Origin of the sequence: Campylobacter sp. P0085 (assembly GCF_002139495.1) — a bacterium.
Taxonomy (GTDB): Bacteria; Campylobacterota; Campylobacteria; order Campylobacterales; family Campylobacteraceae; genus Campylobacter; species Campylobacter devanensis.
On record NZ_MJKB01000005.1, the window covers coordinates 42,436 to 66,626 of the forward strand.

General features: G+C 33.9%; 27 protein-coding genes and 1 other RNA gene. 8 read left to right on the top strand and 20 right to left on the bottom strand.

Going from position 1 to position 24,191, the window contains the following annotated elements:
* Positions 1 to 49: 49 nt before the first annotated feature.
* The 11 genes from CIGNP85_RS06430 to CIGNP85_RS06480 form a co-directional block, all read right to left on the bottom strand.
* On the bottom strand, positions 50 to 1,591 hold the full coding sequence (locus CIGNP85_RS06430) for an inorganic phosphate transporter (RefSeq protein WP_086287558.1): 1,542 nt from the start codon (positions 1,589 to 1,591) through the stop codon (positions 50 to 52).
* 36 nt (positions 1,592 to 1,627) lie between these two features.
* Positions 1,628 to 2,554, bottom strand: coding sequence for a 4-hydroxythreonine-4-phosphate dehydrogenase (pdxA, locus tag CIGNP85_RS06435; protein ID WP_086226185.1), 927 nt, complete (start codon positions 2,552 to 2,554; stop codon positions 1,628 to 1,630).
* Positions 2,551 to 3,312 (bottom strand): pyridoxine 5'-phosphate synthase, encoded by a 762-nt coding sequence (locus CIGNP85_RS06440; RefSeq protein ID WP_086224710.1) that lies wholly within the window; start codon positions 3,310 to 3,312, stop codon positions 2,551 to 2,553. Before CIGNP85_RS06440 ends, pdxA begins: the two co-directional genes overlap by 4 nt.
* Before the next feature lie 9 nt (positions 3,313 to 3,321).
* Positions 3,322 to 4,146 (bottom strand): adenylosuccinate lyase, encoded by an 825-nt coding sequence (locus CIGNP85_RS06445; RefSeq protein ID WP_086241807.1) that lies wholly within the window; start codon positions 4,144 to 4,146, stop codon positions 3,322 to 3,324.
* Between the two features lie 55 nt (positions 4,147 to 4,201).
* Positions 4,202 to 4,927: an arginyltransferase gene (locus tag CIGNP85_RS06450; RefSeq protein WP_086243598.1), complete on the bottom strand. Its 726-nt coding sequence runs from the start codon at positions 4,925 to 4,927 to the stop codon at positions 4,202 to 4,204.
* Entirely contained in the window at positions 4,920 to 5,132 is a 213-nt protein-coding gene (locus CIGNP85_RS06455) for a hypothetical protein (RefSeq protein ID WP_086234608.1), read from the bottom strand. Before CIGNP85_RS06455 ends, CIGNP85_RS06450 begins: the two co-directional genes overlap by 8 nt.
* A gap of 3 nt (positions 5,133 to 5,135) precedes the next feature.
* The gene (locus CIGNP85_RS06460; protein WP_438939281.1) at positions 5,136 to 6,611 is read right to left on the bottom strand and encodes an acetyl-CoA carboxylase subunit A; all 1,476 of its coding nucleotides are present in this window, start codon (positions 6,609 to 6,611) and stop codon (positions 5,136 to 5,138) included.
* 170 nt (positions 6,612 to 6,781) lie between these two features.
* Positions 6,782 to 8,356 carry a flagellin B gene (locus CIGNP85_RS06465; protein WP_086287561.1) on the bottom strand — a complete coding sequence of 525 codons (1,575 nt, stop codon included), beginning with the start codon at positions 8,354 to 8,356 and terminating at the stop codon, positions 6,782 to 6,784.
* 88 nt (positions 8,357 to 8,444) lie between these two features.
* Complete coding sequence (locus tag CIGNP85_RS06470) at positions 8,445 to 9,053, bottom strand: YigZ family protein (RefSeq protein WP_086224716.1); 609 nt, start codon at positions 9,051 to 9,053, stop codon at positions 8,445 to 8,447.
* Positions 9,044 to 9,628, bottom strand: a complete 585-nt coding sequence (gene rsmD, locus CIGNP85_RS06475; RefSeq protein WP_236845606.1) for a 16S rRNA (guanine(966)-N(2))-methyltransferase RsmD — start codon at positions 9,626 to 9,628, stop codon at positions 9,044 to 9,046. Before rsmD ends, CIGNP85_RS06470 begins: the two co-directional genes overlap by 10 nt.
* Entirely contained in the window at positions 9,618 to 9,962 is a 345-nt protein-coding gene (locus tag CIGNP85_RS06480; protein WP_086224718.1) for an ornithine carbamoyltransferase, read from the bottom strand. Before CIGNP85_RS06480 ends, rsmD begins: the two co-directional genes overlap by 11 nt.
* 152 nt (positions 9,963 to 10,114) lie before the next feature.
* Here CIGNP85_RS06480 and CIGNP85_RS06485 point away from each other — a divergent pair, with 152 nt between their 5' ends.
* Genes CIGNP85_RS06485 through CIGNP85_RS06500 form a run of 4 tightly spaced genes read left to right on the top strand, consistent with a single transcriptional unit; the run spans position 10,115 to position 12,948 of the window.
* The gene (locus CIGNP85_RS06485; RefSeq protein ID WP_086226194.1) at positions 10,115 to 10,489 is read left to right on the top strand and encodes a flagellar protein FlaG; all 375 of its coding nucleotides are present in this window, start codon (positions 10,115 to 10,117) and stop codon (positions 10,487 to 10,489) included.
* 2 nt (positions 10,490 to 10,491) lie between these two features.
* Positions 10,492 to 12,348, top strand: a complete 1,857-nt coding sequence (fliD, locus tag CIGNP85_RS06490; RefSeq protein WP_086224720.1) for a flagellar filament capping protein FliD — start codon at positions 10,492 to 10,494, stop codon at positions 12,346 to 12,348.
* A gap of 10 nt (positions 12,349 to 12,358) precedes the next feature.
* A complete protein-coding gene (gene fliS / locus CIGNP85_RS06495) occupies positions 12,359 to 12,736 on the top strand; it encodes a flagellar export chaperone FliS (protein WP_086224721.1) in 378 nt (125 codons plus the stop codon).
* Entirely contained in the window at positions 12,733 to 12,948 is a 216-nt protein-coding gene (locus CIGNP85_RS06500; protein WP_086224722.1) for a hypothetical protein, read from the top strand. The genes fliS and CIGNP85_RS06500 overlap by 4 nt, the downstream gene beginning before the upstream one ends.
* Before the next feature lie 96 nt (positions 12,949 to 13,044).
* Here the strand turns inward: CIGNP85_RS06500 and rnpB are convergent.
* Positions 13,045 to 13,367, bottom strand: an RNA gene (gene rnpB, locus CIGNP85_RS06505) — RNase P RNA component class A.
* Between the two features lie 148 nt (positions 13,368 to 13,515).
* Here rnpB and CIGNP85_RS06510 point away from each other — a divergent pair.
* Entirely contained in the window at positions 13,516 to 14,433 is a 918-nt protein-coding gene (locus CIGNP85_RS06510) for a cytochrome-c peroxidase (protein ID WP_086226362.1), read from the top strand.
* Positions 14,420 to 16,219, top strand: coding sequence for a methyl-accepting chemotaxis protein (locus CIGNP85_RS06515; protein WP_086287563.1), 1,800 nt, complete (start codon positions 14,420 to 14,422; stop codon positions 16,217 to 16,219). The genes CIGNP85_RS06510 and CIGNP85_RS06515 overlap by 14 nt, the downstream gene beginning before the upstream one ends.
* Before the next feature lie 83 nt (positions 16,220 to 16,302).
* On the opposite strand, the gene truD is transcribed toward CIGNP85_RS06515, so the two are convergent.
* Genes truD through CIGNP85_RS06530 form a run of 3 tightly spaced genes read right to left on the bottom strand, consistent with a single transcriptional unit; the run spans position 16,303 to position 18,591 of the window.
* On the bottom strand, positions 16,303 to 17,436 hold the full coding sequence (truD, locus tag CIGNP85_RS06520; protein WP_086287565.1) for a tRNA pseudouridine(13) synthase TruD: 1,134 nt from the start codon (positions 17,434 to 17,436) through the stop codon (positions 16,303 to 16,305).
* Entirely contained in the window at positions 17,414 to 18,232 is an 819-nt protein-coding gene (locus tag CIGNP85_RS06525) for a thiamine-phosphate kinase (protein WP_086269971.1), read from the bottom strand. The genes truD and CIGNP85_RS06525 overlap by 23 nt, the downstream gene beginning before the upstream one ends.
* The gene (locus CIGNP85_RS06530) at positions 18,211 to 18,591 is read right to left on the bottom strand and encodes a hypothetical protein (protein ID WP_086224726.1); all 381 of its coding nucleotides are present in this window, start codon (positions 18,589 to 18,591) and stop codon (positions 18,211 to 18,213) included. Before CIGNP85_RS06530 ends, CIGNP85_RS06525 begins: the two co-directional genes overlap by 22 nt.
* Before the next feature lie 99 nt (positions 18,592 to 18,690).
* On the opposite strand from CIGNP85_RS06530, the gene CIGNP85_RS06535 reads away from it, so the two are divergent.
* Positions 18,691 to 19,062, top strand: coding sequence for an HIT family protein (locus CIGNP85_RS06535; protein ID WP_086228214.1), 372 nt, complete (start codon positions 18,691 to 18,693; stop codon positions 19,060 to 19,062).
* 71 nt (positions 19,063 to 19,133) lie between these two features.
* Positions 19,134 to 19,700: a YceI family protein gene (locus CIGNP85_RS06540; RefSeq protein WP_086233656.1), complete on the top strand. Its 567-nt coding sequence runs from the start codon at positions 19,134 to 19,136 to the stop codon at positions 19,698 to 19,700.
* A gap of 40 nt (positions 19,701 to 19,740) precedes the next feature.
* On the opposite strand, the gene CIGNP85_RS06545 is transcribed toward CIGNP85_RS06540, so the two are convergent.
* From CIGNP85_RS06545 to CIGNP85_RS06565, 5 genes are all read right to left on the bottom strand, one after another.
* The gene (locus CIGNP85_RS06545; protein ID WP_086244145.1) at positions 19,741 to 20,178 is read right to left on the bottom strand and encodes a Dps family protein; all 438 of its coding nucleotides are present in this window, start codon (positions 20,176 to 20,178) and stop codon (positions 19,741 to 19,743) included.
* A 110-nt stretch (positions 20,179 to 20,288) separates the two neighbouring features.
* Positions 20,289 to 21,497, bottom strand: coding sequence for a glucose-6-phosphate isomerase (locus CIGNP85_RS06550; protein ID WP_086228268.1), 1,209 nt, complete (start codon positions 21,495 to 21,497; stop codon positions 20,289 to 20,291).
* The gene (galU, locus tag CIGNP85_RS06555; RefSeq protein ID WP_086229263.1) at positions 21,484 to 22,314 is read right to left on the bottom strand and encodes a UTP--glucose-1-phosphate uridylyltransferase GalU; all 831 of its coding nucleotides are present in this window, start codon (positions 22,312 to 22,314) and stop codon (positions 21,484 to 21,486) included. The genes CIGNP85_RS06550 and galU overlap by 14 nt, the downstream gene beginning before the upstream one ends.
* Positions 22,315 to 22,375: 61 nt before the next feature.
* Entirely contained in the window at positions 22,376 to 23,359 is a 984-nt protein-coding gene (locus tag CIGNP85_RS06560; protein WP_086226204.1) for a sensor histidine kinase, read from the bottom strand.
* Positions 23,352 to 24,164 (bottom strand): DUF234 domain-containing protein, encoded by an 813-nt coding sequence (locus tag CIGNP85_RS06565; protein ID WP_236845607.1) that lies wholly within the window; start codon positions 24,162 to 24,164, stop codon positions 23,352 to 23,354. The genes CIGNP85_RS06560 and CIGNP85_RS06565 overlap by 8 nt, the downstream gene beginning before the upstream one ends.
* Positions 24,165 to 24,191: the final 27 nt, after the last annotated feature.

Genomic DNA, 24,191 nt, shown 5'->3' on the forward strand with positions numbered 1-24,191 from the left:
AATATCATTCCCAAACCAGCAAATTTAGTAGAAAATCCCTGCTAAATTATCATAATCCTAGTACATTTACTACTATTACAAATCCAATAGCAGAGCCTATCATTGCTATTGGTAGAGTAATTACCCATGCTAGACCAATTGGTTTTAGCATTCCCCAATTAGCATTGCGATTATATAATCCAATACCAAGCACCGCTCCTATCAAAACATGAGTAGAGCTAATAGGTAATCCCATTTTTGTAGCGATTAATATAACTATACTTGCTGATAACTCCGCACTAAATCCAGTCGTAGGTAAAATCTCTGTAAGCTTACTCCCAACAGTAGTTATCACCTCTTTACCTAAAAACCATAACCCCACAACAAGTGCTACGCCAAATGTAACCATAGCTGCTGTAGGAATCACTGTAGTGCTATTAATAGCGCCACTTTTTAACACATCTAAAATCGCAGCAAATGGCCCAACGGCATTAGCGATATCATTTGCACCGTGAGAAAACGCAAAAGACGAAGCAGTAAATATCTGAAACCAACCAAAGATTCTATTAATCCCTTTTTGCGGATTATCTCTTTTCATCATATTAATAATCGAGAAACTAAGCAAATATGCAACCGTACCAATAACACATAAAATCCATATAGTCTCAATTGTGCTAAAGTTTAAGTTCATATGCTTTAACCCTTTAAATAGCAATGTAGATGAGATAATCATCGCTGCAACTGCTGCTAAAATCGGGATATGAAGTCTCATATATTTCATTGTATCAATTAATTTTTCTTGTCCTTTAAACTCTCTAATCTTATCTCTAAAAGGACCACTGCCTATGATTCTTTCATCATAACTCATGGCAATAGCTTTAAGCTCTTGAATTTGTTGCGACTGGCTCTTGCTAGAAAGCTCGTTTATATAATTTTCTTTAAATGCTCTTTTTTGTGCTTTTATCGCTTTAATCTGAGTATGTAGATCCATACTTGGAGTTATAATTTTAGTTTTGATATAACCATAAACGATATAAGCAATAACTCCACCCATTAACGGAGATAAAACCCAGCTAAGAGCAATACTACCAATAGAACTCCATTTAACCATATCTAAGGTATTGCCATTATCATAGTATAAATACCCCATCATAAGGCCAGACCCTACGATACCACCAACGATAGAGTGAGTAGTAGATACTGGCAAGCCCTTTTTAGTCGCTACAAATAGCCAAATTCCAGAACTCATAAGAGCTGAGAGCATAACAGCAGCAAAAATCATAGGATTGATATCACCGTTATTTGGTAGTATGACAATACCACTTCTAATAGTATTTGTAACTTCAGCTCCAGCAAATACAGCGCCACTTAGTTCAAATACAGCTGCGATTATTAGCGCTTGTTTAATAGTAAGAGTCTTAGCTCCCACGCTTGTACCAAATGCATTAGCAACATCATTACCGCCAATATTAAAGGCCATAAATATGCCAAAAACACTAGCTAAAATAAAAAAGATTAAATGATGGCTCGATATATATCCATATCCCCATATAAAAAAGACAACTAAAGAAATGATAAAAACTGAAGTAAAAAATAAATTGTCCCTACCCAAGCAATACCTCCAAAAAATTTCTTCTATTTTAGCTTTTTAGGCTTGAATTTTGACTGAATTTATGCAATATTTTACTGATTCTATATAACTTTCAACCCTTGCTTTAGATTGATACGCAATATCAAAAGCAGTTCCATGATCTACACTAGCACGGATGATTGGCAAATTTAAACTAATATTAATTGAGCGATCAAAATATAACGCCTTAAGCGGTGCTAAGCCTACATCGTGATACATGGCTATTAGACGATTAGTAGATTTTAGCGAATTTGGGGTAAATGCAGCATCAGGTACAAGCGGACCGATAAAAATTTCTTTACCGATTGTAGCATTGGCTGCTTTTATAGCCATTTTTATCTCTAATTCTTCTTTGCCTCCAATAGTTCCATTATCACTAGCATGAGGATTAAAGCCTAAAACACCTACTTTGCTAAATTTAGTTGAAGCATAAAAGTCTAATAAAAAATTTTTAACTTTATTAAATTTAATCTTTTTACTAACATCTTTAAGTGGCGTATGATCACTAAATAGTGCAACATAAAGCTTCTCGCAGCCTAGCATCATAATAGCACTAGTTTTAAAATAATCACTTAAGGCATCAGTATGGCCTTTATATGGAATCTTAGCTTTTTTCCAGCTCTCTTTATTAATTGGCAAGGTTACAAGAGCGCTAGCCTTTCCTTTAGTAGTAAAATTTAGTGCATTTTCAAAGCTAATAAATGAGAATTTGCCACTTTTTTTGCTTACTTTACCTGGCTTTATCTCAAAATCATCACCACACTCATAAATCTCAAAATTCTTTGGAATATTGATATTTAAGATTTTAGCTGCTTGGTTTAAAAGCTTAGAGTTTATAAAATATATTGGTTGGCAAATTTTACTAATCTCTTTATGAGCTTTTAACGCAATCTCAATTCCAATGCCATTTATATCGCCTACACTAATTGCAATTTTGGGTTTCATTTGATTAACTCTTTCATATCTTTTATAGCTTGGCTTAATCCAGTAAAGATTGAGCGAGCTATAATGCTTTGACCGATATTTAGCTCAAAAATCTCTGGGATATTTGCTATTAAACCTACATTTTGGTAGTTTAGTCCATGGCCTGCAGCGACATTTAGTCCTATATTTTTAGCAAATTTAGCAGCCTTTTTTAATCTATCTAGCTCAAATTCAAGCGCCTCTTTAGCATTTGTATGTTCTAATGATTTTATGCTAAATTTAGTCTTTGGAATATTTGAATACGCCATTAAATAGGCATTAGCAAAACTTCCAGTATGCAATTCAATAGTATTAGCTCCTAACTCTTTAGCTGCTATTATATCATCTGAGTTTGGATCGATAAAAAGTGAAACATCAATTCCAGTCTCATTCATAGCTGCTATGGTACTAGGTAGTTCTGGACTAGCTAAATTTAATCCGCCCTCAGTAGTTAACTCTTCACGCCTCTCAGGAACTATCGTAGCACGATGAGGAGAGAGCTCTAGTACAATATCAGTAATAGCAGTAGCGCACTCTAAATTTACCGGAATAGTACAAAGATTTATAATATTTATAGTATCTGTATCATCTATATGTCTGCGGTCTTCACGCAAATGTATTGTGATCTGATCTGCGCCAGCATTAATAGCAGTAAACATTGCATTTAAAATATTTGGATCATTTACCCTTCTAGCTTCTCTTAATACAGCGACATGATCGATATTTACACCTAGTTTCATATTTAATCCTTATGAGTTTATATAGTTTTTTTGTTCTTTAAAATATGGTTTTAACGCTTCATACGCTAGACCAATTTTTTGAAATTTATCTGTATAGTCTTTTTGAATTTTATCTGATTTAGTAGCGTGACGATCTGGATGATAAACTTTAGTTAAATTTAAATAACTTGCTCGAACCGTCTCATAATCATCACCAACTTCGCACCCAAGCGTATGAAAATGCTCTTCTAAAAGACTAGCTAGCATACTAAATCTTCGTTTATACTCTTTAGAATTTAGCACATTAAAACGGCGTTTAAATCGCTCAAATTCCTCTTTATCGTAGTTGAAATTTACTACATATTTAAGATGCTCTCTGCTATTTATAATATTTGAAAGACTCTCTATATCTCTTAGACTTTGCGGAGTAAAAAGCAGCCAATTTTGTCGTGGGTAATATTCACAATTTGCATCATTAAAACCACGCATTAGGTATTTAGCAAATAACTCCTCGCTATTTTTTAAATCAAATAGCACTTTTAACTCTTCAAATCTGATATCTATATCTATTAACACCTGAAGCGAGGTCGGATTTTTATAGACTAGCTTGATATTTTTATGATGAGTTAGCCAAAACTCTACTCCGCTACCGACAGTTTTTTTATATAAATTTGCTATAAATTTTAGCAAATATTTACGCTGGATCAGCTCATTTTCGCTATAAAATATAATAATTCTATCACGAGTACCAATCACATTAGCAAAACTTTGGCGAATTTTATAAATAAGATTTAGGTACAGATCGCAATCATCAGTTACTATAGTAATTGACTCTAATGTCTGTGTAATCTCCATTTCAAGCCCTATCTTTTAATTTTGGACTTTTAAAGCAAATTGCGTTCCATTAAAACTATGAATCTACCCAAATAGTAGGTTCATCTAACTCACAATACTCTTTTAGAATTTGATATGGTTTGTAGTCGCTTTTATACTCTAAGCTTTCACAATTTTTGACATAAAATCCTAGATAAATCCACGGAAGTTTATGCGCTTTAGCTAATAAAATTTGGTTTAAAAGCGAATATTTACCAAGGCTTAAATACGCATAATCTGTATCCCAAAAGCAATAAATTGAACTAATTCCATCGCTAGTAATATCAATTAAATCTACACAGATTAGACTATCTTTATCATAATAATCTACCTCAAAGCCAAACTCTCCAGCACCATCTACATAAACACTAAAATAGCGTTCATAACTCATTTGATGATACTCCCAGCCTCGCTTATTTTGCATAAATTTATGATATTTTTCATATAGATTTATATGTTCTTGGCTTAGATGTGGGCGAGTTACTACAACATCTATACCAGCATCTTTATTTTTACGGATTACTCGCCTTAAACTTTTAGTTAATTTAAATTTTTGAGCGTCTATTCTTAAACTTTTACACTCATTGCAATCTTTACAAATTGGCTTGGAAAAATACTTGCCAAATCTCCTATAACCATGCTCTACTAAAGCAGAATTATAAGCATATGACGCTTCATAAATATATTTATAGCTACTTCTAGAAGAACGACCCTTTAGATACGCACAAGGCGTATCTAAAGTACTAAATTCAATCTCAGTCAAGCTTTTTTATATCCGAATATTTGATAAATTCCATAAATTCATCTCTTAATCTAGCCTCTTTATCAGCTATTACCTCTGGCTCAGAAAATATATCTTTAAACTCATCACGGTTTGGATTTGGTTTTGGTCTTGAAACTGGGGTTTGAGCCTTTTGCTCTTTAACCATCTGCCCTTTTATCTCTTTTAAACTATCTAAAAAATCCATAAATTACCCATTTTCTCTACTAGATTTTACTTTTTGAATCGCTGCTGTAATAGCTGCAATGACCTCTTCTTTGTTCTCTTGATTATGATCGTGAGTATTTTCTAAGATATCTTGAAGTCTCTCTTCAATATAGCTAGTATCAAAAAATCCTCTTCTAAAGTGTCTTCTTTTAGATATAGCTAAAAGAAATGGCAGTGTGGTTCTAACACCCTCGATTGTAAACTCATCTAAAGCACGCTCAAGCTTACTTACAGCCAAATCATAACTTCTAGCTTTTACTATTAGTTTAGCCACAAGTGAATCATAAAATGGCGGTATAGAGTATCCTTGATACATATGACTATCTACCCTTACACCAGGACCAAGAGCAGGGAAATAACCTGTGATTTTACCAGGACTTGGAGCAAAATTTTTCCATACATTCTCAGCTGTAATTCTAGCCTCTATAGCAACACCTTGAGGTTTAACTTCTGTTTGATCTATATCTAGAATTTCCCCTGAAGCAATGCGAATTTGTCTAGAGATTAGATCGACTCCCACAATCTCCTCAGTTACACCATGTTCTACTTGAATTCTAGTATTCATCTCCATAAAATAAAAGTTATTATAATCATCTAGCAAAAACTCTATTGTACCAGCATTAGTATAACCTACAGCCTTAGCTGCTGCAACTGCGGCCACACCCATTCTCTTACGCAAATCTTCGCTAATAGTAGGACATGGCGCAATCTCGATAACCTTTTGATGGCGTCTTTGAATAGAGCAATCCCGCTCACAAAGGTGAATTAAATTACCATAATTATCACCTAAAATTTGAAATTCAATATGTCTAGGTTTTACAATTAACTTCTCCATAAAGACTTCATCGTTATTAAAAAATGCCTTAGCCTCTCTTTTGCAACTCTCATAGCTACTTTCTAAATCTTTAGGATCCCATACCTCTCTAATACCACGACCGCCGCCGCCGCCGCTTGCTTTTAAGATTACTGGATAGCCTATTTTTTCAGCTTCTAATTTTATAGTTTCAATACTTTCTTTATTTAACGCTTCAGTGCCTGGCACAACTGGAATACCATTTTTATGCATTAGATTTCTAGCGATATTTTTATTACCCATTTTTAGTATTACTTCAGATTTTGGCCCAATAAATGTAAGACCAGCATCTTCAACCATCTTAGCAAATTCATAATTTTCACTTAAAAATCCATATCCAGGATGTATAGCATCAGCACCACACGCCTTAGCTACTTCTACTATTCTAGCAGCATCTAGGTAGCCTTTAATCGGGTCTTTGCCTATCTCATATGCCTCATCAGCAACTTTTACATGAAGTGATTCTTTATCAGGTTCAGTGTATATGGCTACATTTTTGATATGTAAATCTTTACACGCTCTAACGATTCTAACAGCTATTTCGCCACGGTTGGCAATCAAAATTTTATATATCATAGAATTACCTTTAAAAAATTTTCCATTCATTGTAGCTAAATTTGGATATTTTTTAGCTAAAAATAGAAAAATAAATTTAAATTTTAAATAATGTGTTACAAATGTTTGGTTTAATGAGGATTTGCCAATCTATTTATGGCAATGAAGCTATTTATAAAAGATTACTACGCCTTGTGTTTAGGCGTAGTACTAAAACTAACTTATTGTAGCAGCTTTAAGACATTTTGCTGTACAGCATTTGCCTGACTCATAGCGTAGCTTCCACTTTGGGCTAGTATGTTATATTTAGAGAAGTTTGCACTCTCACTAGCAAAGTCTACATCACGAATTTGGCTTTCGGCTGATTTTACATTTACTTGAGTAACTGTGATGTTATTTAGCGTAGCTATTAATTGGTTTTGTACTGAACCTAGGTCGGCTCTTAGCCTGTCTAGAGTTTTTCTAGCTGATTCAGCTACATCAACCATAGCCTGAGCACCACCATATGTATTTACACCACCGGCTTTATCACCAAAGTCAAGACCAGCCGCAGAAGCTCCACCATCAAAGAAGCCCATAGCCTTTGCCATAGCTGCACTGATTGTTCCACTATTCATATATTTTAAATTTACAGAAGCCTGGGCATAGCCATTTGAAGCCACACCAGTAATCATAGCGTCACCAGCAGTAAAACCAGATACTAAGGATATACCACCTAAACCAACTTTAATATCTCTAGCATCTTGGCGAATAAATGTGATTTGACCCAAATAAACCGTACCAGCCGAATGCGCATCTCCAGCTAATGAAGCACCCGTTTTAGCACCAAATACAGTAGTAGCACCAGTAGATGTTGAACCAAGTCTAATAGCTCTACCATCTTTAGCAGCTAGGACTAGTCTACCATTTTCTAGGCTTGCTTCTACTCCGGTTTCATCTTTTTTAGCGTTAATTGCACCGATTAGGACATTGTCAGAATCATTAGCTTTTACGGTAATATTTCCGATTTTAACACCATTAATCATAAAATCTTTAATTGTACCAGCAGCAACCACGCCAAAAATTTGAGTATTATTAACTTCAGCTCTTATACCAGTTTTATCTGATACACCATTCATCATTTCAGCTACAGCTTTTAAACCATCTGTTTGTAATGTTTTTGCGCTAATCGTTTGAAATACATAACCACTCGGATATCCATCGATTCCGCTAAGTTTTACAACCGCATCTGCCATTTGAGAAATATTAGAAGCTACCACATTTTTTAGCGTCTCAAACCTAGTATGCCCAATTGTATTTGAGTTTGTAGCACCTATGCTTACTTTTGCAGTTTCATTACTATAAGCACCAATTTGGAAGTTTTTGTTTGAAAAATTTCCATTTAGTAGTTGTTGGCCATTAAAGCTTGTAGTAGTAGCTATCATATCTAATTCTTCAAGTAGTCTGCTAATATCATTTTGAAGTGCTCTTCTAGAATCAGCATTTTGACCATCTTGTGCTGCTTGGATAGCTTTAGTTTTAATAGTATCAAGTATTTTAATCTGTTCATCCATAGCTTTATCAGCAGTTTGAATGATACCTACAGCATCATTACCATTAGATATGGCTTGACCTAGGGAGTTAGCTTGAGAGCGAAGACTATCAGCAATAGCCATACCAGAAGCATCATCAGCTGCTGTTTGAATTCTAAGGCCTGAGCTTAGGCGACCAAGTGAGCCAGTAAGTGCTCTATCATTTACTACAGAGTTAGCATGCGCATTTAAGGCTGCTACGTTTGTATTTATTCTAAAACCCATTATAAATCCTTTTATAGAAATATTATTAAGTTATAAAAGCCCTAAGCAAATGGTGTTCCAAAGTTTTGGTAGAAGTTTATAATATTCCCTACTCTTGTGCGCTAAGAGGCAAAGCATAGTATTGCACTCCAGCTATCTCAAATTCACGCACAAACTCTCTAAACTCTCTAAACTCCTTAGCAGTTAAATAAAATTCATACATACATCCAGTCTCGCCATATCGCTTGCTAGTCTCTAGTCCTTGTCTCTGGCTATAATGATCAAACCTAGAAAGCAATGCAAATGGTACAAATATGCTCACAATATCTCTTATCTCATAGCGTTCTAGCTCTGCGGCATTTATGGCTAAATTTGCACTACTTCCATACGCTCTAACTAACCCGCCAACACCAAGCTTTACACCGCCAAAATACCGCACCACTAACAGCGCAGTGTCTATTAAATCAGCTCCGCGCAAAGCATCTAGGCACGGTGGTCCTGAGCTTCCTTTTGGTTCGCCATCATCGCTACAGTTTTCTACAATCTGAAAATACTTATTATAATACCTATACGCCCAAACTATATGAGCAGCCTTTGGATTGTCTGCTTTAAGCCTAGCACGCAACTCTTCAAACTCGCTAAATGGACATATATAACTAGCAAAGCTTGATTTTTTGATATCTTGCTCGTAGCTGTAGCACTTTTTTACTAGATACATTTTGTATAATAACTCAAAGTTGTATTGCCAAATTTACGACTTTTATAAAGTGCAAATTTGCCTATGTTTTGTGAAGGTTTATGGCTTGAGATATGCTCTATTACCACTATATTAGCCTCTAGTTTTTCTAGCATTTTATAAAGTTTTTCATAAATTTCACTAAATCCATCTCTAATATCAAATGGTGGATCAGCATAAAGAATAGTTTTTTGCTCTATATTTTGAGCAAGAATCTTTGGTGTCAGCTCAAATGTATCACCATGCAATGCTACTAAGGTCTCATTTCCATCATTATTTAATCTACTAAAATTTTCCCTTAAGCTATTAAATGCTGCTCTATCAAGCTCTATAGCATAGCCTTTTTTAGCGTAATTACTAACCGCAGTCGCAGCCATTAATCCACTTCCACCAAATAATTCTATAAATACCGAACCATAAATCTCACCCTGCAGACTATTAAATACAGACTCTTTTACTATAGATTTAGTACTTCTAGTTGTGCTTAGGCTTGGCAAAGATAGCTTTTTACCTTTAAATTTACCACTAGTGATAGTGGTGGTTAGATTATTTTTCATATTCATCTTTTATTATTTTAATTAGCTCAGCCTTGAACGCATCGACTAAATCACCCACTCTACGCTCTAGGCTGCTTAGCTCGCTTGATTGTATTTTGCCGCTTATTTGCATCGCTGAATAGAACTCACCTAGCGTATTTAACAGCACATCTTTACTAAAAGGCTCGCTAAGATATGGCGAATCATCACTTATGATAAAGACTGGCTTGCTACTTTGCAATGCTCTATCACTCACTATAAAATCGCAATCTTTTTTTGTGGTTGCATTTGAACCTAAAAATAGCCTTAAAGTCTCAGCTAAAAGCAGACACTCACAATCTATACAAACTCTCATTACCCTACTCCTTTAAAGCCTAAATAGTATCAAAATATCTATAAATTTGGTATAAAATTTGCTTAAAATCTAGATAAATCTATGAATTTGCTATAAAATTTGGTAAAATTTGACCGATTTAGCACATAACCAATTTACTAAAAGGATGCAAAATGGAAATTTTCAAAGCAGCAGCCCAGCAGCAGCTAGATATGGCAGATACTGTCAGTTTGAAGCAGCAGTTTAATCCACAAACTAGAGAGATAGAAAATCCAAATCTCCGCCAAGACTCTGCAGCGCAAAATGGAGCCAATGAGCACCTAACAAATGAGCAAATTCAAGAGATTTTAGCCCAAACTAACGATAATCTAAGCCTACTAAATACAAATATTAGATTTGGCTATAATGATAAGATCGATAGTATGTTTGTCAATGTTTTAGAAGCTGATACTGGCACAGTAATCCGCAAAATCCCAACTGATCAAGTTATGAAGCTTACTGAGCATTTTAGAGACATCGTGGGTATGATATTTGATAAAAAGGAATAAAAATGGCAATCAATACTGAAAAATCACAACTAGGCGTAGGTAGTGGCAATATCCTAAGCTGGGATACAATAGATAAGCTAAAAGAGGCTGATACAAAAGCGCTTGTAAAACCACTGGAGACTAAAATTCAAGACAATCTAACTAAACAAAAAGACCTAACAGCAATCACTACATTACTTAGCACATTTAAGGCTAATGTATCAAATTTAACAAGCGATAACACATATCTAAGGCGTGATGCTAACGCCACAGGTAGCGGTAGTGTAAGCGTAACGGCAAATGCAGGTGTAGCTGAACAAAATATGAGCCTAAGCGTACAACAATTAGCTACTCACGACTCTTATCAATCTAAGACATTTGACTTAAGAAATGGTACAGTATTTGATAAAGATGTTAGCTTTGGCATCAGCATTGGTGGCAAGGATTATGTGATAAATGCAGACTCTAGCACCACGCTAGAAGGACTAGCTGAAAAGATAAATGAAGCTACTGAAGGTAAAGTCCAAGCTAAAATCCTAAATGTAGGTGGCGCAGCTGGGGCTGAGTCATATAGACTAGTAATCCAATCAGCTGAGACTGGCTCAGATAATGCGATGAGCTTTTATGCTATAACAAGTGGAACTAGCGGTGGTGCATCACACACTAGTACAGATAGTACTCTAGAAGCTTTAGGATTTTACTTTGATAAGGCTAATACTACTGGGACAAATACAGATAGCCATGGCAATACAATTCAAAGATTAACATTAAAAAAACCTGATGATATAAAAGATAAAGGCGATAATGTAGGCTCTCAATTAGATGTTGCCAAAGATGCTAAATTTAAATACAATGGTATAGATATCACTAGAAGTTCAAATAAAGTTGAAGATCTAATCTTAGGTGTGAGCTTAACTCTAAATAAAGTAGATAAAGCTGGTGAGAGTACTAATGTAAATATCACCCAAAACACTGATGGTATCCTAGAAGATATCCAAGCGATGGTAAAGTCATATAACTCACTAATAAATAATATAAACGAAGCTACCAAATACGATAGCGAAACTGGCCTAGCTGGTACATTCCAAGGGGTAAGAGAGATCACATCTATCACCACAGAACTAAATAAAATAATAAATGGCGTAAGCAAAGATGGTAAATCTTTGGCTGATTTTGGTATCACGCTTACTAAAGATGGAATACTAACTCTAGATTCATCAGTGCTAAACGATATGATAAATACTAAATTTGATGAGTTTAAAAGCTTCTTTAGCTCTGAGACTAAATTTACAAATGTTACAGCATTTGGGGATAAAAAAATAGATTGGAATGAAGATATAAAAGGCACATTAACAATTAATGGGGTAGATATTACAATTGATATTCCAAAAACCAATACAGGTACAACCCCTTGGGATGAAAAAGCCAAGAAAAACGCCCTACTAAAAGCTATAGCAAACGCTAGCGGCCTAAGCGATATCTCAGCTTCATTTGACAAAGATGGCAAACTAGTACTAAAAGGCTCAGGTGGCATTGATATTGAGATTAAAGGTAATAGTGATTTCTTAACTAAACTAGGCCTAAAAGAGCAAAAGCTAGATGGTAAAACTGAGATTATAGGCGGATTCTTTAAAGGATTAAATGATACTATAAATGGCTTAATTGGCACTAATGGTACTCTAACAACTTATGAAGAAAACCTAACAAACTCGCATAAATCTCTAACTGAGTCTAAAGAACAACGCCAAAAAGAGCTAGATACTAAATACACTACAATGGCAGAAAAGTGGTCACAATATGATACTATCATTGCTAAGCTAGAATCTCAAATGAATACTGTAAATGGTATGATCGAGGCTGCAAGAAATGCTAACAAGTAAAGGAACAGTGATGGCATCATCAAATGCTGCATATGCAGCCTATAATCAAAATAATATGGGGATTGACTCCCCACAAAAACTCATCTCTATGCTATATGAGGGGGTTTTGCGTTTTATCTACCGTGCTAAAAAGGCTATGGATGAGGGTGATATAGAAAATAAGGTACTATTTTTAAACAAAACTAATGCTATATTTTTTGAGCTAATGAATTCACTAGATATGAGCCAAGGCCAAATCAGTGAGTATCTTCAAGGGCTATATAGTAGACAAATTCAGCTAATCTCAGAGGCTAATATCACAAACGACCAAAGTAAATTAGATGAAGTAGTTCATGTAACAAGAGAGCTTTTAGAAGCATGGAGAGATGTAACAAAGGATGATAAATGAGTTGGCTCAATGATTTTAAATCCGCTTTGGTAAGTGAGAATTTAGATAGGATAGAATACCTTATAAACAACTATCCACCAAAGCTAGCCCCAGATGAGCTAGAGTGTACGGCTGCACTTTTAAAGAGTGCGGCTGAGCTTTTTCGTACTAAGCAAAAGGAGCTAGAAGCCGAGCTAAATAAGGTTAAAAAAGCCAAAAAATATGACTTTTAATAGCTTTTGACTTGCTAAACTAGCTAGATTATTAAATTTAAGATTTAGCTAGTTTATAAATTATATAAGTATTAATTTAGGTAAATTTTTAAATAAAAAACAGGTGCGACTATAAGCCGAGTTCTGTTATGATGGCCATTTATCTAGATTTGATTTTAGATCAAATTCAAGCGAAGGGTTGAATATAAGACTCCAAACCATCCCTTCTTGCTGCGAGTTGGGTTTACATAGCTGCTTGCATCTCTGCTAGCACTGGTGGGCTCTTACTCCACCGTTTCACCATCACCGCTAAAGCGGCAGTTTGCTTTCTGTTGCACTATCCCTTGAGTTACCTCAGCCACCCGTTAGGTGGAACTCTGTCTTATTGCAGCTCGGACTTTCCTCAAGGCTTTAACCCTTGCGACCATCCATCGCACCAATGTAATTTTATCAAAATCGAGCTTAAAATTTATAATTAATGTAGAATTAATTAACTCTTTTTTAGTAAAATTCAACTAAATTTAATTTTTTATATTTTTTTAAATTTGCAATTTTTAAGGATAATATATGATAAAAAGAGCTTTATTTATGACTTTAGTTGTCTTTAATATTTGTAATGCTCAAACTGAGATAAATCAAAATCAGATGATTACGCCTATTCCTGATAGTATCCCATATAACAAAGAAAAAGCAATACTAGGAAAACAGCTATATATGGATACAAGCCTATCAAAAGATGGAAAAGTATCGTGTAATACTTGCCACGATACAAAGACCTTTGGTGTGGATAATCAAGTATTTTCAACTGGTATAAATGGAGTTATGGATACCCCTTTTAACTCACCAACCACATTTAATGCGGCATTTAATTTCGTTCAATTTTGGAATGGTAGAGCTAAGGATTTAGCCGATCAAGCTAGATCGCCTTTTACTAATCCGCAAGAGATGGGACTAAATGATGAAGCTGAAGTTATAAAGATAATAGAGCAAAATCCTGATTATAAAGCTAAATTTAATAAAATTTATGGTGAAATAAATATGGATAATATCACCGATGCCATAGCTGAGTTTGAAAAGACATTAATCACCCCAAATGCTCCATTTGATAGATACCAAAAAGGTGATGAAAATGCCATTAGTGAAGCAGCAAAAAGAGGCTGGAATGCCTTTAAAACTAATGGTTGTGTAGCTTGTCATCAAGGGCAAAATATCGGTGGGACAATGTATCAAAAGATCGGAATTTTCGAGCCATATCCAAATCAAGAGAATTTGGGTCGCTATGAAATTACAAAGGTAGAATCTGATAAAATGGTCTTTAAAGTTCCAAGTCTAAGAAATGTAGCCAAAACAGCCCCATATTATCACGATGGAAGTATTCCAACTCTTGATGCGTGCGTGCAATTTATGGCTTATTATCAATTAGGCAAATTCCTAGATCAGCAAACAGTAGAAGATATAGTCGCATTTTTAGAGAGCTTAACAGGGGAATATAATGAACAATTCTAGAAAAATCAGTTTTTTAACTCAGTTTATCGCACTTACTGTGCTTGTTTTGGTATTTATTTTTATTCTTTTGGTATTTATCTTTAATAATTATAGATCCGCTCTAAAAAATGAAGAGATAACGATGGCTACGCAACATCTACAAATTTATGATCTACAAATCGATCAAGTTTTTAGAACCAAATTTAACTTTATAAACTACGACTCAAGTGTAGTTTATAGCAATAAATTTAAAGAAACCTTGCAATATTTAGCTAGTTTAGATGTAGATGCTAATATGTTAAGCTCAATATCTAAATCATTTGAGGATAAGCAGATACAATTAGAGAGATTTAAATCAGCAAATTCAATCGCTATAAACTCAAAAGCATATCTATTTACTCTAAGCCACGATATAGATAAATTAGTAGTAGCAAACCCAACACCAGAAAACCTAGCTCTATTAGAGGCGATGGATCAAATCTTAGCCATTGTATCAACTCAAAATATATTGGCTAGAGATGTTTTAGATACGCTTAATGAGCTTGTTAAAAATGTAGATCAAGCTAGATTAGATAATAGTGAGCTATTAAATTTATTTAAAAAGCACTACTCTATGATGTTAAGCCAAATCAGCGTAATGCAAGATAACTCTACCCTATACCTAAATCAAGAGCTAAACAAAAAATTAAACAAATTTGAAACTATAATCGCAAATCAAATAGAAGAAAACAACAAAAACCAACTATATATCTCAATTATAGTATTTGGTGTAACCTTGCTTATATTTGCGTTATTTATATATTTGACACTTGTTAAAGTAGTTATCCCAACTAAAAATCTAGAATCACTTAGCTCGAATTTAGCAAGCAACAGAGCAAATCTTAACTCTCGATTAAAAATAGACCCAAAAAGCGAACTAGCCACTAGTGCTGGATATATAAATAAATTTATTCAGATTGTTCAAAATTCAGTTTTAGAGGCTATTGATAGTTCAAATACAAGTCATAAAAACTCAATTAGCTTGCAAGAAAATGCTAAAAAACTAAAACAAAACTCACTTCACCAGCACGAACAAGTAGCTAGTGTTCAAAAGATTACAATCTTATTAAATGAAACAATTAACCTAAATAAGCTACTTGCTAATGACGCAACGCTAAATATGCAAGATTTAAAAACATTAATGAATACTGTAGAAAATACGCTTTTAGAGTTGATTGAATTAATTGAAGTTAGTAGCCAACAAGAAAATGAGATCGTAGCTAATATGGATCAACTAGTAAAAAGCGCTGATACTATCTATAGCGTTACAAGTGCTATTAAAGATATCGCAGACCAAACAAACCTACTAGCGTTAAATGCTGCTATAGAAGCTGCTCGTGCAGGAGAACATGGTAGAGGTTTTGCAGTAGTAGCTGATGAAGTTCGTGCGCTAGCTGATAAAACTAGCAGATCGTTAGGCGAGATAAATATAACTGTTCAAACTATTGTTCAACAAGTTAATTATAATAAAACCCTAATGGATGATATCCATATCTCTATGAATAATACCTCAAATAAAGCTGCTGATCTAAAAAATAATATAGCAAATTCAATAAATAAATTAAACGCTGGAATTCAATCTACTCAAACCGTAGAAGAAAAATCCATCATAGCCAAAGAGCGTGTAACGCTGCTAAATAGTAATATAGATAAGGTAAGTAGAGCAGCTACTAATCTGACTCAATTAGCTACTCAAATTGATATAGTATCAAATGAAATTTTAAATAGCGCAAAAAAACTAAACGATAAGCTAACTAGCTTTAAATAGATATTTATAATAAGACTTGTCAGCACAAACTATATTGCTGACAAGCTGCTAATAATCATAGCATTTGGCAAATTTAATAATCTTTAAATATCAAAAATTTCCCTACCTAAAATCTCACGCAAAACCACAGTAGCATAAGATCCCTTTTGTAATGTAAAGCTTAGGCTAAATTGTGCCTCCTCTTCATTATAGTTATATTTCATCTCATCGGCCCATACCCAGTTAAATCTTCTTGCTCCATTAGCAAACTTAGCAAACTCAAACCCTTCGGCCATAATCTCTTGTTCAAGACTAAGCGCCACACCAGTAGCCTCATAAGCCTTAGCTCCAACTAATAAACCACAGCTGGTGCGATCACGCTGATTAAATTTATCAACCTCAGATTCTAAATCCTCGCATAAAAATAACTTGCCAAATGGATAATGCCCCATCACTTCGCCACGAATTAATCTAAAAAACTGCTTTTGACTTTTTAAATCTTTGATAGTATCATTATCAAATTTATAAATTTCAGCTAACTCCTTAGCGCTAAAACTCTCGCAAAATCGACTAATCTCTACTCTTTTGCTAAGATAGCGATTAAATAACTCACTTTGATATGCAGAAATCAAAAAATCTCTAAGCTTTGGATTATATTTTTTAAGACTCTTTTTATCATTATTTGCCATAGCTATTAATAACTCTTTAGCGCTTTGATAATTATCACCAAATCTACCAAACCTTTGATAGCCAAAATAGTTGGCAAAACCTCGATTTTTGATCAATTCTATAACATTTTGAAGCTTTTTAGCCTCACTTGGCAATACTTTTTTAAGACGAATAAAGAAGTGATTTGCTTTTAAATGTCCGATTCTTAGCTTATTATTATGGAATGTAGCATTTAAAATTTTAATATTTTCATTAGAAAAACTACTTATAGCACTCTGAAATTTAGCTGGAATTGATATATATTGCGTAGTCATACCCTCTTTATCCTTTAATCCAGCATAGCCAAAATCTCTAACCTTAGCACCAGTAGCTGATGCTAAAATACTCAATGCCTCAGATGTGCTTAGGCCTTTTTTTTGAATTTGCATAACTAAATGCTCGCCATTTCCACTAAACTCATATAGTGGAATCTCACGCACCACAAAATCACTTGCATTTTTGCTAAAATGCGCATTGATTGGCGTATGTGTTGTTGTTAATAATGGCTTAAAAATGGGTGAATTTTCCATGAAATTTTGCCCTTTCGTTTATAATTTTACCTAGTAAATTTAATTTTACTCTACATTTTTTAGCTTGGTTTAATACTCTTTTTATATTTTTAGGCGGTACGACAATTAACATCTCATACTCTTCCCCGCTAATAAACTCAAATTTGGATAATTTTTTCTTAAATTTAACTGCTCTATTTTGTGTAATCTTTGGCAAATCACTAGCTAAACCATCGCTAATATCCATTCCTGATCTTATCCATTTAGCACTTTGTTTTATAAACTCTTGCCTTAAATTTGGAGTTACAAAGCGTGAATTTGAGCTAATTTTACCACCGTTTAAAAGCGTTCTAAGCCCCTTAATAGAACCGCCTAAAGTACCGGTATAACATACTATATCACCTATTTTGGCTCCATTTCTTATTAATGGTTTTTTTGAGTTTAAATATGAGATTATAGTTAAGCTAATTATAAGCTTATTGCTTAAGATGGTATCTCCTCCGATAATTTGCGTGCCATATTGTGCTGCACACTCTTTTAGTCCAATGCTTAACTCTTTAATATATTTATTGCTTAAATTCTTAGGTAATCCAAGACCTAAAAGTGCATACTTTGGCGTAGCGTTCATAGCAATTGCATCACTTAAATTTACTATCATAGCCTTTTTACCAATCTGTTTTGGACTTAACCAATGCGATTTAAAATGAATATCTTCTACAAACATATCCTTGCTATATACTATATCACCGATGATAGCACCATCATCACCATTTAAGTTATGCTTAAAATTCGATATTATGCTCTGTTCTTTATCCACTCTACAAGCGCCTCTTCATAGCCAAATTTACGGCCATTTAGCCCTGCACCATCAAGTATTAAATCTCCATTATCTAGTGAGATTATATCTCTTGATTGGCTGCTGCTATTCATCCAGCTTAAAAATATCCCATCATCAGCCCAGACATCAGCACCTGAACCACCAGGAATTGCTACAATATCATAACCATAAAGTGACTCAGAACTCAGATGCATAGGTAGGGCTAATCCCATCTCATCTCGGGCATCTCCACGAAATCCAATCACAACAAAATCAATTCCACATCGCATAAAAACATCATAAATTCTAGCAAAACTAAGAAAATTTACCCCATCATAGACAATAATTGCACTTTTCACTTTTAACCTTATTATTTTTTAATAGCGAAATAGTATCAAAACTCCTATAAAATAGCGATAAATTTGATATAATTTATATAAATTTTAGAAAGGATTAATATGATTTATAGCGATAAATTTATATATATCGAGATAGAACCAAACGCCTCTCCATGGGTAAAAATATTTACTCAAAGCGAATTTAAAGAACTTAGCGATTGCGATACTGATACGAGAAATAGACTATTTCAAGCAGCACTTGAGTGCGAAAAAGCTATGATTGAGTTTTATAGCCCTGATAAGATTAATTGGGCAAGCTTTGCAAATTATATGCCACGAGTACATATGCATATTCAAGCTAGATTTAAAGATGATGAGTATTTTCCAGAGTCTTTATGGGGTAAAAAACAGCGAGAAGCAAGACCAAGAGATATAAAAATAGATGAATTTTCTAGCTTTTTAGCCCATCGTTTAAAGGTGTTTTTTGGCTAAATTTTAGATTATTTAAGATATATTATTTTTAGCTAAATATAATCAAATTTATAAACTCAAAAGGAGAAAATATGAAAAAACAAATATTAACTTCAGTTGCAGCTTTAGGTCTGCTTTTTGGTGCGGCAAATGCCACAGTTTATAGCGTTGATACAGCACATTCTAGTACAACTTTTAAAATCAAACACCTACAAGTTAGCAATGTAACTGGTTCATTTGGCAAATTTGCTGGTGAAGTAGATATCACAAACAAAATTCCATCTAGCCTTACAGCTACAATTGATGTTAATTCAATCAATACAAACAACGATGGTCGTGATGCTCACCTTCAAAAGGCAGATTTCTTTGATAGTGCAAAATTCCCACAAATCAAATTCACAATGAAAAGCTTTGAAAATAAAGGCGATGGAGAAGGTAAAATCAAAGGCGATCTAACAATCAAAGATGTAACAAGACCAGTTGAGCTTAATTATGAATTTAGTGGCACAGGTAAAAATAGAAAAGGTGTTGAAATCGTAGGATTTAGCCTAGAAGGCGAAATTAAAAGAAGTGATTTTAACTTTGCTCCAGAGTCTAGCACAGTTGCACTTGGCGATAAGATTAAGATAAATATCGATGTCGAAGCAGTTAAAAAATAATTAATTAGTAAAGCGGTTTTAAGCCGCTTTACACCTAAGATTACGCCAAGGTTGCTTTAAGCATCCAAATTTTCTTTTCTAATTTAGCGTAGTTTTCTTGAGCTATTGCTACTGTTGTGTTATCATCAGCTTTTTGGGCTACCTCTTCTAGCTTTTTAAACTCAGCCAATAGATAAACAAAAGCATCTTTTAAAGCTTCAATTACTTCTACCGGAGTATAGCTATCTTTGCTAACTACTGGGGCTTTAGCAACTTTTAAAAGCTCATCAGTTTTTGTAATTGCTTTGCCACCTAGTTGAATAGCACGCTCAGCCATCTCATCAAAAAGCTCAGCAAGTTCATTATACTCTTTTTCAGTATATTCATGAATTGAGAAGAATTGCAAACCTTTTACATTCCAGTGATAATCATGGAAAGCTACAAACAAGCTATGTGCATCAGCTTGAAGTTGGTTAAGTTGTGTTACTACATTTTTCATTTTTTATCCTTTATATTTAAGTTGTGTAATTATACACAAAATTAACTTAAAAAAGTATAAAGCAAATAATAATTTTTATTATTTAGAATATTTTACTATTTAAGTTAAATTCAACTCTCTTTACTCTCTAATAGCTTTTTAAGTATTCTCTTACCAGCTTCTACGCCTGGCTGGTCGTAAGTATTGATACCTAGCATTAATCCAGTTGCACTAGTAAGTAGCTCGTAATAGTATATTAACCAACCACAATGCCACTCATCAAGCCTATCAATAACTAACTCATCAATACTAATCATCTCGCTAGCCAAAGCCTGCATAGTAGAATGCGCTTGAGCATTAAAAACCTCAGCTATACTTTTGCTATTTACAAAATTAGATCCATCTAAAAAATTTAATTTTAAATTTGGCACCGATATAGTGCTGTTGTGATCTTTTATAGTTATAAATGTTACTGTCTTGTCTTTTACGCCCTCCATTATAAGTTGTAAAAATGAGTGTTGATCTTTGCTGCCTACTAGACCAACAGGAGTCAAACCAACTCTTTTATACCCACGCTTTTTTCCTAAACTCTCAGCCCATAACTGTACATACCACTCATTAAAGCTTGTTAATCTATCGCTATAACTAAATAATACATTTATCTTAGCACTACTATGTGTGGCGTAGTGATAGGCCTTTTGCAATACCCCATCATCATTTCTACTTAAATATTGTTCTTTTGCACTATTAGCTCCAGCTAAAAGCTCGCTTATATCAGCTCCACACAAACCAAGTGGTACAAGCCCGATAGCTGAAAGAACGCTAAATCTGCCACCTACATTTTTTGGAATATTAAATATAATAGCACCTATCTCTTTAGCATATGATTCAAGCGGACTATCTGGATCAGTAATAAAGATAAAATTCTCATAACTTTTTATAACAAATTTTGCTAAAATATACTTATATATAGATATAGTTTCAATTGTAGTACCTGACTTACTTGAAATTATAAATAGCGTTTTGTTAGGATCGATTTTAGCACACTTTTTTTCTATGCTGTATGGATCAAGATTATCTAAAAATATAAGCTCTTTTTGTAAATTTAACATATCATATAGCGCTTTAACTCCAAGAGAGCTTCCACCTACTCCTACAAGCACTACGCTATCAAAATCGCATTTAGCTATCTCTTCTATCTTGCTAACTATATCCATTCCTAAACTAGGAAGGTGATAATACCCTATATCATCACTTTTAATCTCATCATTCATACGCCTAGCATAGCTATTGATTGTTGTGATATTTTTTGGGCTAAATTTGAGATTATTTTTTACCATATTCATGCTCATAGAAAAAATTCGTAGCTTCAACATATCCAGCTACACTACCACAATCAAATCTTCTGCCTTTAAATTTATAGGCTAAAACCATTCCATTTTGCGCCTGTTTAAGTAACGCATCGGTGATTTGCACCTCACCATTTTTACCTGGATTTGTATGTTCTATGATCTCAAATATATCTGGAGTTAGAATATATCTACCAATTATTGCTAAATTTGTTGGTGCATCTTTTGGGTCTGGTTTTTCTATCATATCATTTACCATTATTAGATCATCTTCGATAAATTTGCCATCTATGACGCCATAACTACTTATAGTTTCTTTAGGTACCTCCATTACAGCAACTATGCTACAGCGATATTTCTCATAAATTTTTACCATTTGAGCTAGGACATTTTCGCCATCTTCATTAACGCACAAATCATCAGCTAAAATTACACCAAATGCCTCATCTCTTACAAGACCCTTGCCACTATAAATTGCATCACCTAAACCTCTCATATGAGTTTGACGAGTAAAACTAAATGTACAATGCTCCATCAACTCTCTAATATCAGTTAATAGATACTCTTTGCTAGTTCCAGCAATTTGATGTTCTAGCTCATAGCTAATATCAAAGTAATCTTCTAGCGCTCTTTTACCACGCCCAGTAACAAAAGCCATATTATTCATACCAGCCTCTCTAGCCTCATCTACACCATAGTGGATAAGCGGTTTTGTCAAGATTGGCAACATCTCCTTTGGCAAGCTTTTTGTCGCTGGTAAAAATCTAGTCCCATATCCAGCAGCAGGAAAAAGACAAGTTTGTATCATTATAACTCCTTAATGTATAAAAATTTGCTAAATTTACCTCAAATTTACTTAAAAAACACTTTTAAGGCAGGCTTATTGTAAATAGTTTTGGTTCATTTTGAACTGCAACTGAGCCTTTATGAGCGTTTATAATCTCTAAGCTAAGCGCAAGACCCAAACCATTACCTTTAAGCTTTGTAGTCTTAAACGGCTCAAATATTGTTCCACTAGGTAGCTGCACACCACTATCACTGATATAAAAATTATGCATACCATCTTTAAATTTATGTTCTATGCTTACTACACCGCCATCATCATCACTCTCTTCAATCGCATCAATAGCATTAAATATAAAGTTACTAAACACCAAATCAAGCAAATTTATATCACCGCAAATCACCCCATCAAAACCGCTAAATTTAAACTCGATATCTTTAGTAAATGCATATTGTGCAACCGCCTCTCCACACATAATCTCTAAATCTTTTAACTCAAATTCATTTGCACTTATTTGAACACCTTTGGTAAAAAGCAATGTTGCCTTTATAATCCCCTCAACTCTATAAATAGCCTTTTTTATCTCTTCTATTAATGGTCGATTTCTATCATCTATTCGTTTTAAAAGCGTACTAGTTAATAATGAAATTGAACCTATTGGATTGCGAATCTCATGAGAAAGATGTGCTGCTACTGCACCCATTGATACTAGTCTAGCACTTCGTTTTTCATCAGTTATATCAGTAGCTAAAATTATTTTATTTTGCATATTGTGAGTAATTTTAATAGCATAAACCCTACCATCAAATTCAACCTCTTGAGTACTTTTTTGCATATTAATACTAGGCAAAATATCCATAATTTGCTTGGCTTTATCATTACTTAGCATTACTTCGCCACTAGTACTAATCGCCCATAGTGATGCACCTAAACTCTCTACAATCCCTTGGGTAAACTTTTGCAAATTTGCATAGGACTCGCCTAATACTTTATACTCTTTTTCTATTAAATATGTCTGTTCTATTAGGCTTTTTAGCCCCTCTTCTATACTTTTTATATTCTCATTCATATAAATCCTTAAAATCATCAAGTCCAAACAAAATCACTCTATTATCTCTAAGCCCTAAAAGCTCATTGCTAAAGCCAGATTTTGAAAATAACGCCATCTTATCCCAATTTATTTTAGATTTTTCACACTTTTGCATTAATAAATTTAATATATTTTTGCAGATTTTTCGCTCCTTATATTTAGCTTCGGCCACTAGAGTAAAACCATCATAACTAGTGTAGATATCAATCTCATTTTCCTTATCCCAATAGCTTGAGATTTGCTCTTTTGGAATATTTAAATTTTTTGAGAGTAGCTCAATGCTTGCTAGTTCAAACTCAAGCGAGCAGTAGTGGTCAAATTCTACTTTTATCTTATCCATTACAGACTCTTTATCACCAGCTTTTAAAAGCTCTAAATTTGGCTCAATAAATCTAAACCAAAATCTATAAAACCGCTTAGTAAAGTGAATTTTATCTTGAATTTGATATCTTCTAAGCTCTTTTTTTAACTTTTGGTGACGATTTTTAACCGGTTTTACCTCTTTTGAGTACTCAAATTTGATAAATCCCTTAGTATTTAACTCACTAATTATAGCCAAGCTAAGCGCTCTAGGTAGATATTTACTTGCTACAAATCTCTTTCTATCACCCTTAGCAAGGCGCATTAGAAATATTTTCGCCTCATCATGATAGAAACTAAATTCGCTACAAAAACTATCAAATTTAGCTAAAATTTCGCCATCAATCGCCTCAAAAATATCATCATAACCATCTAAAATCCGGTCAAAAACAAAATAAAATTGCAGATATTTTAAGGTATCCAAATCACTCTAACCTTTTAAATTTACAAA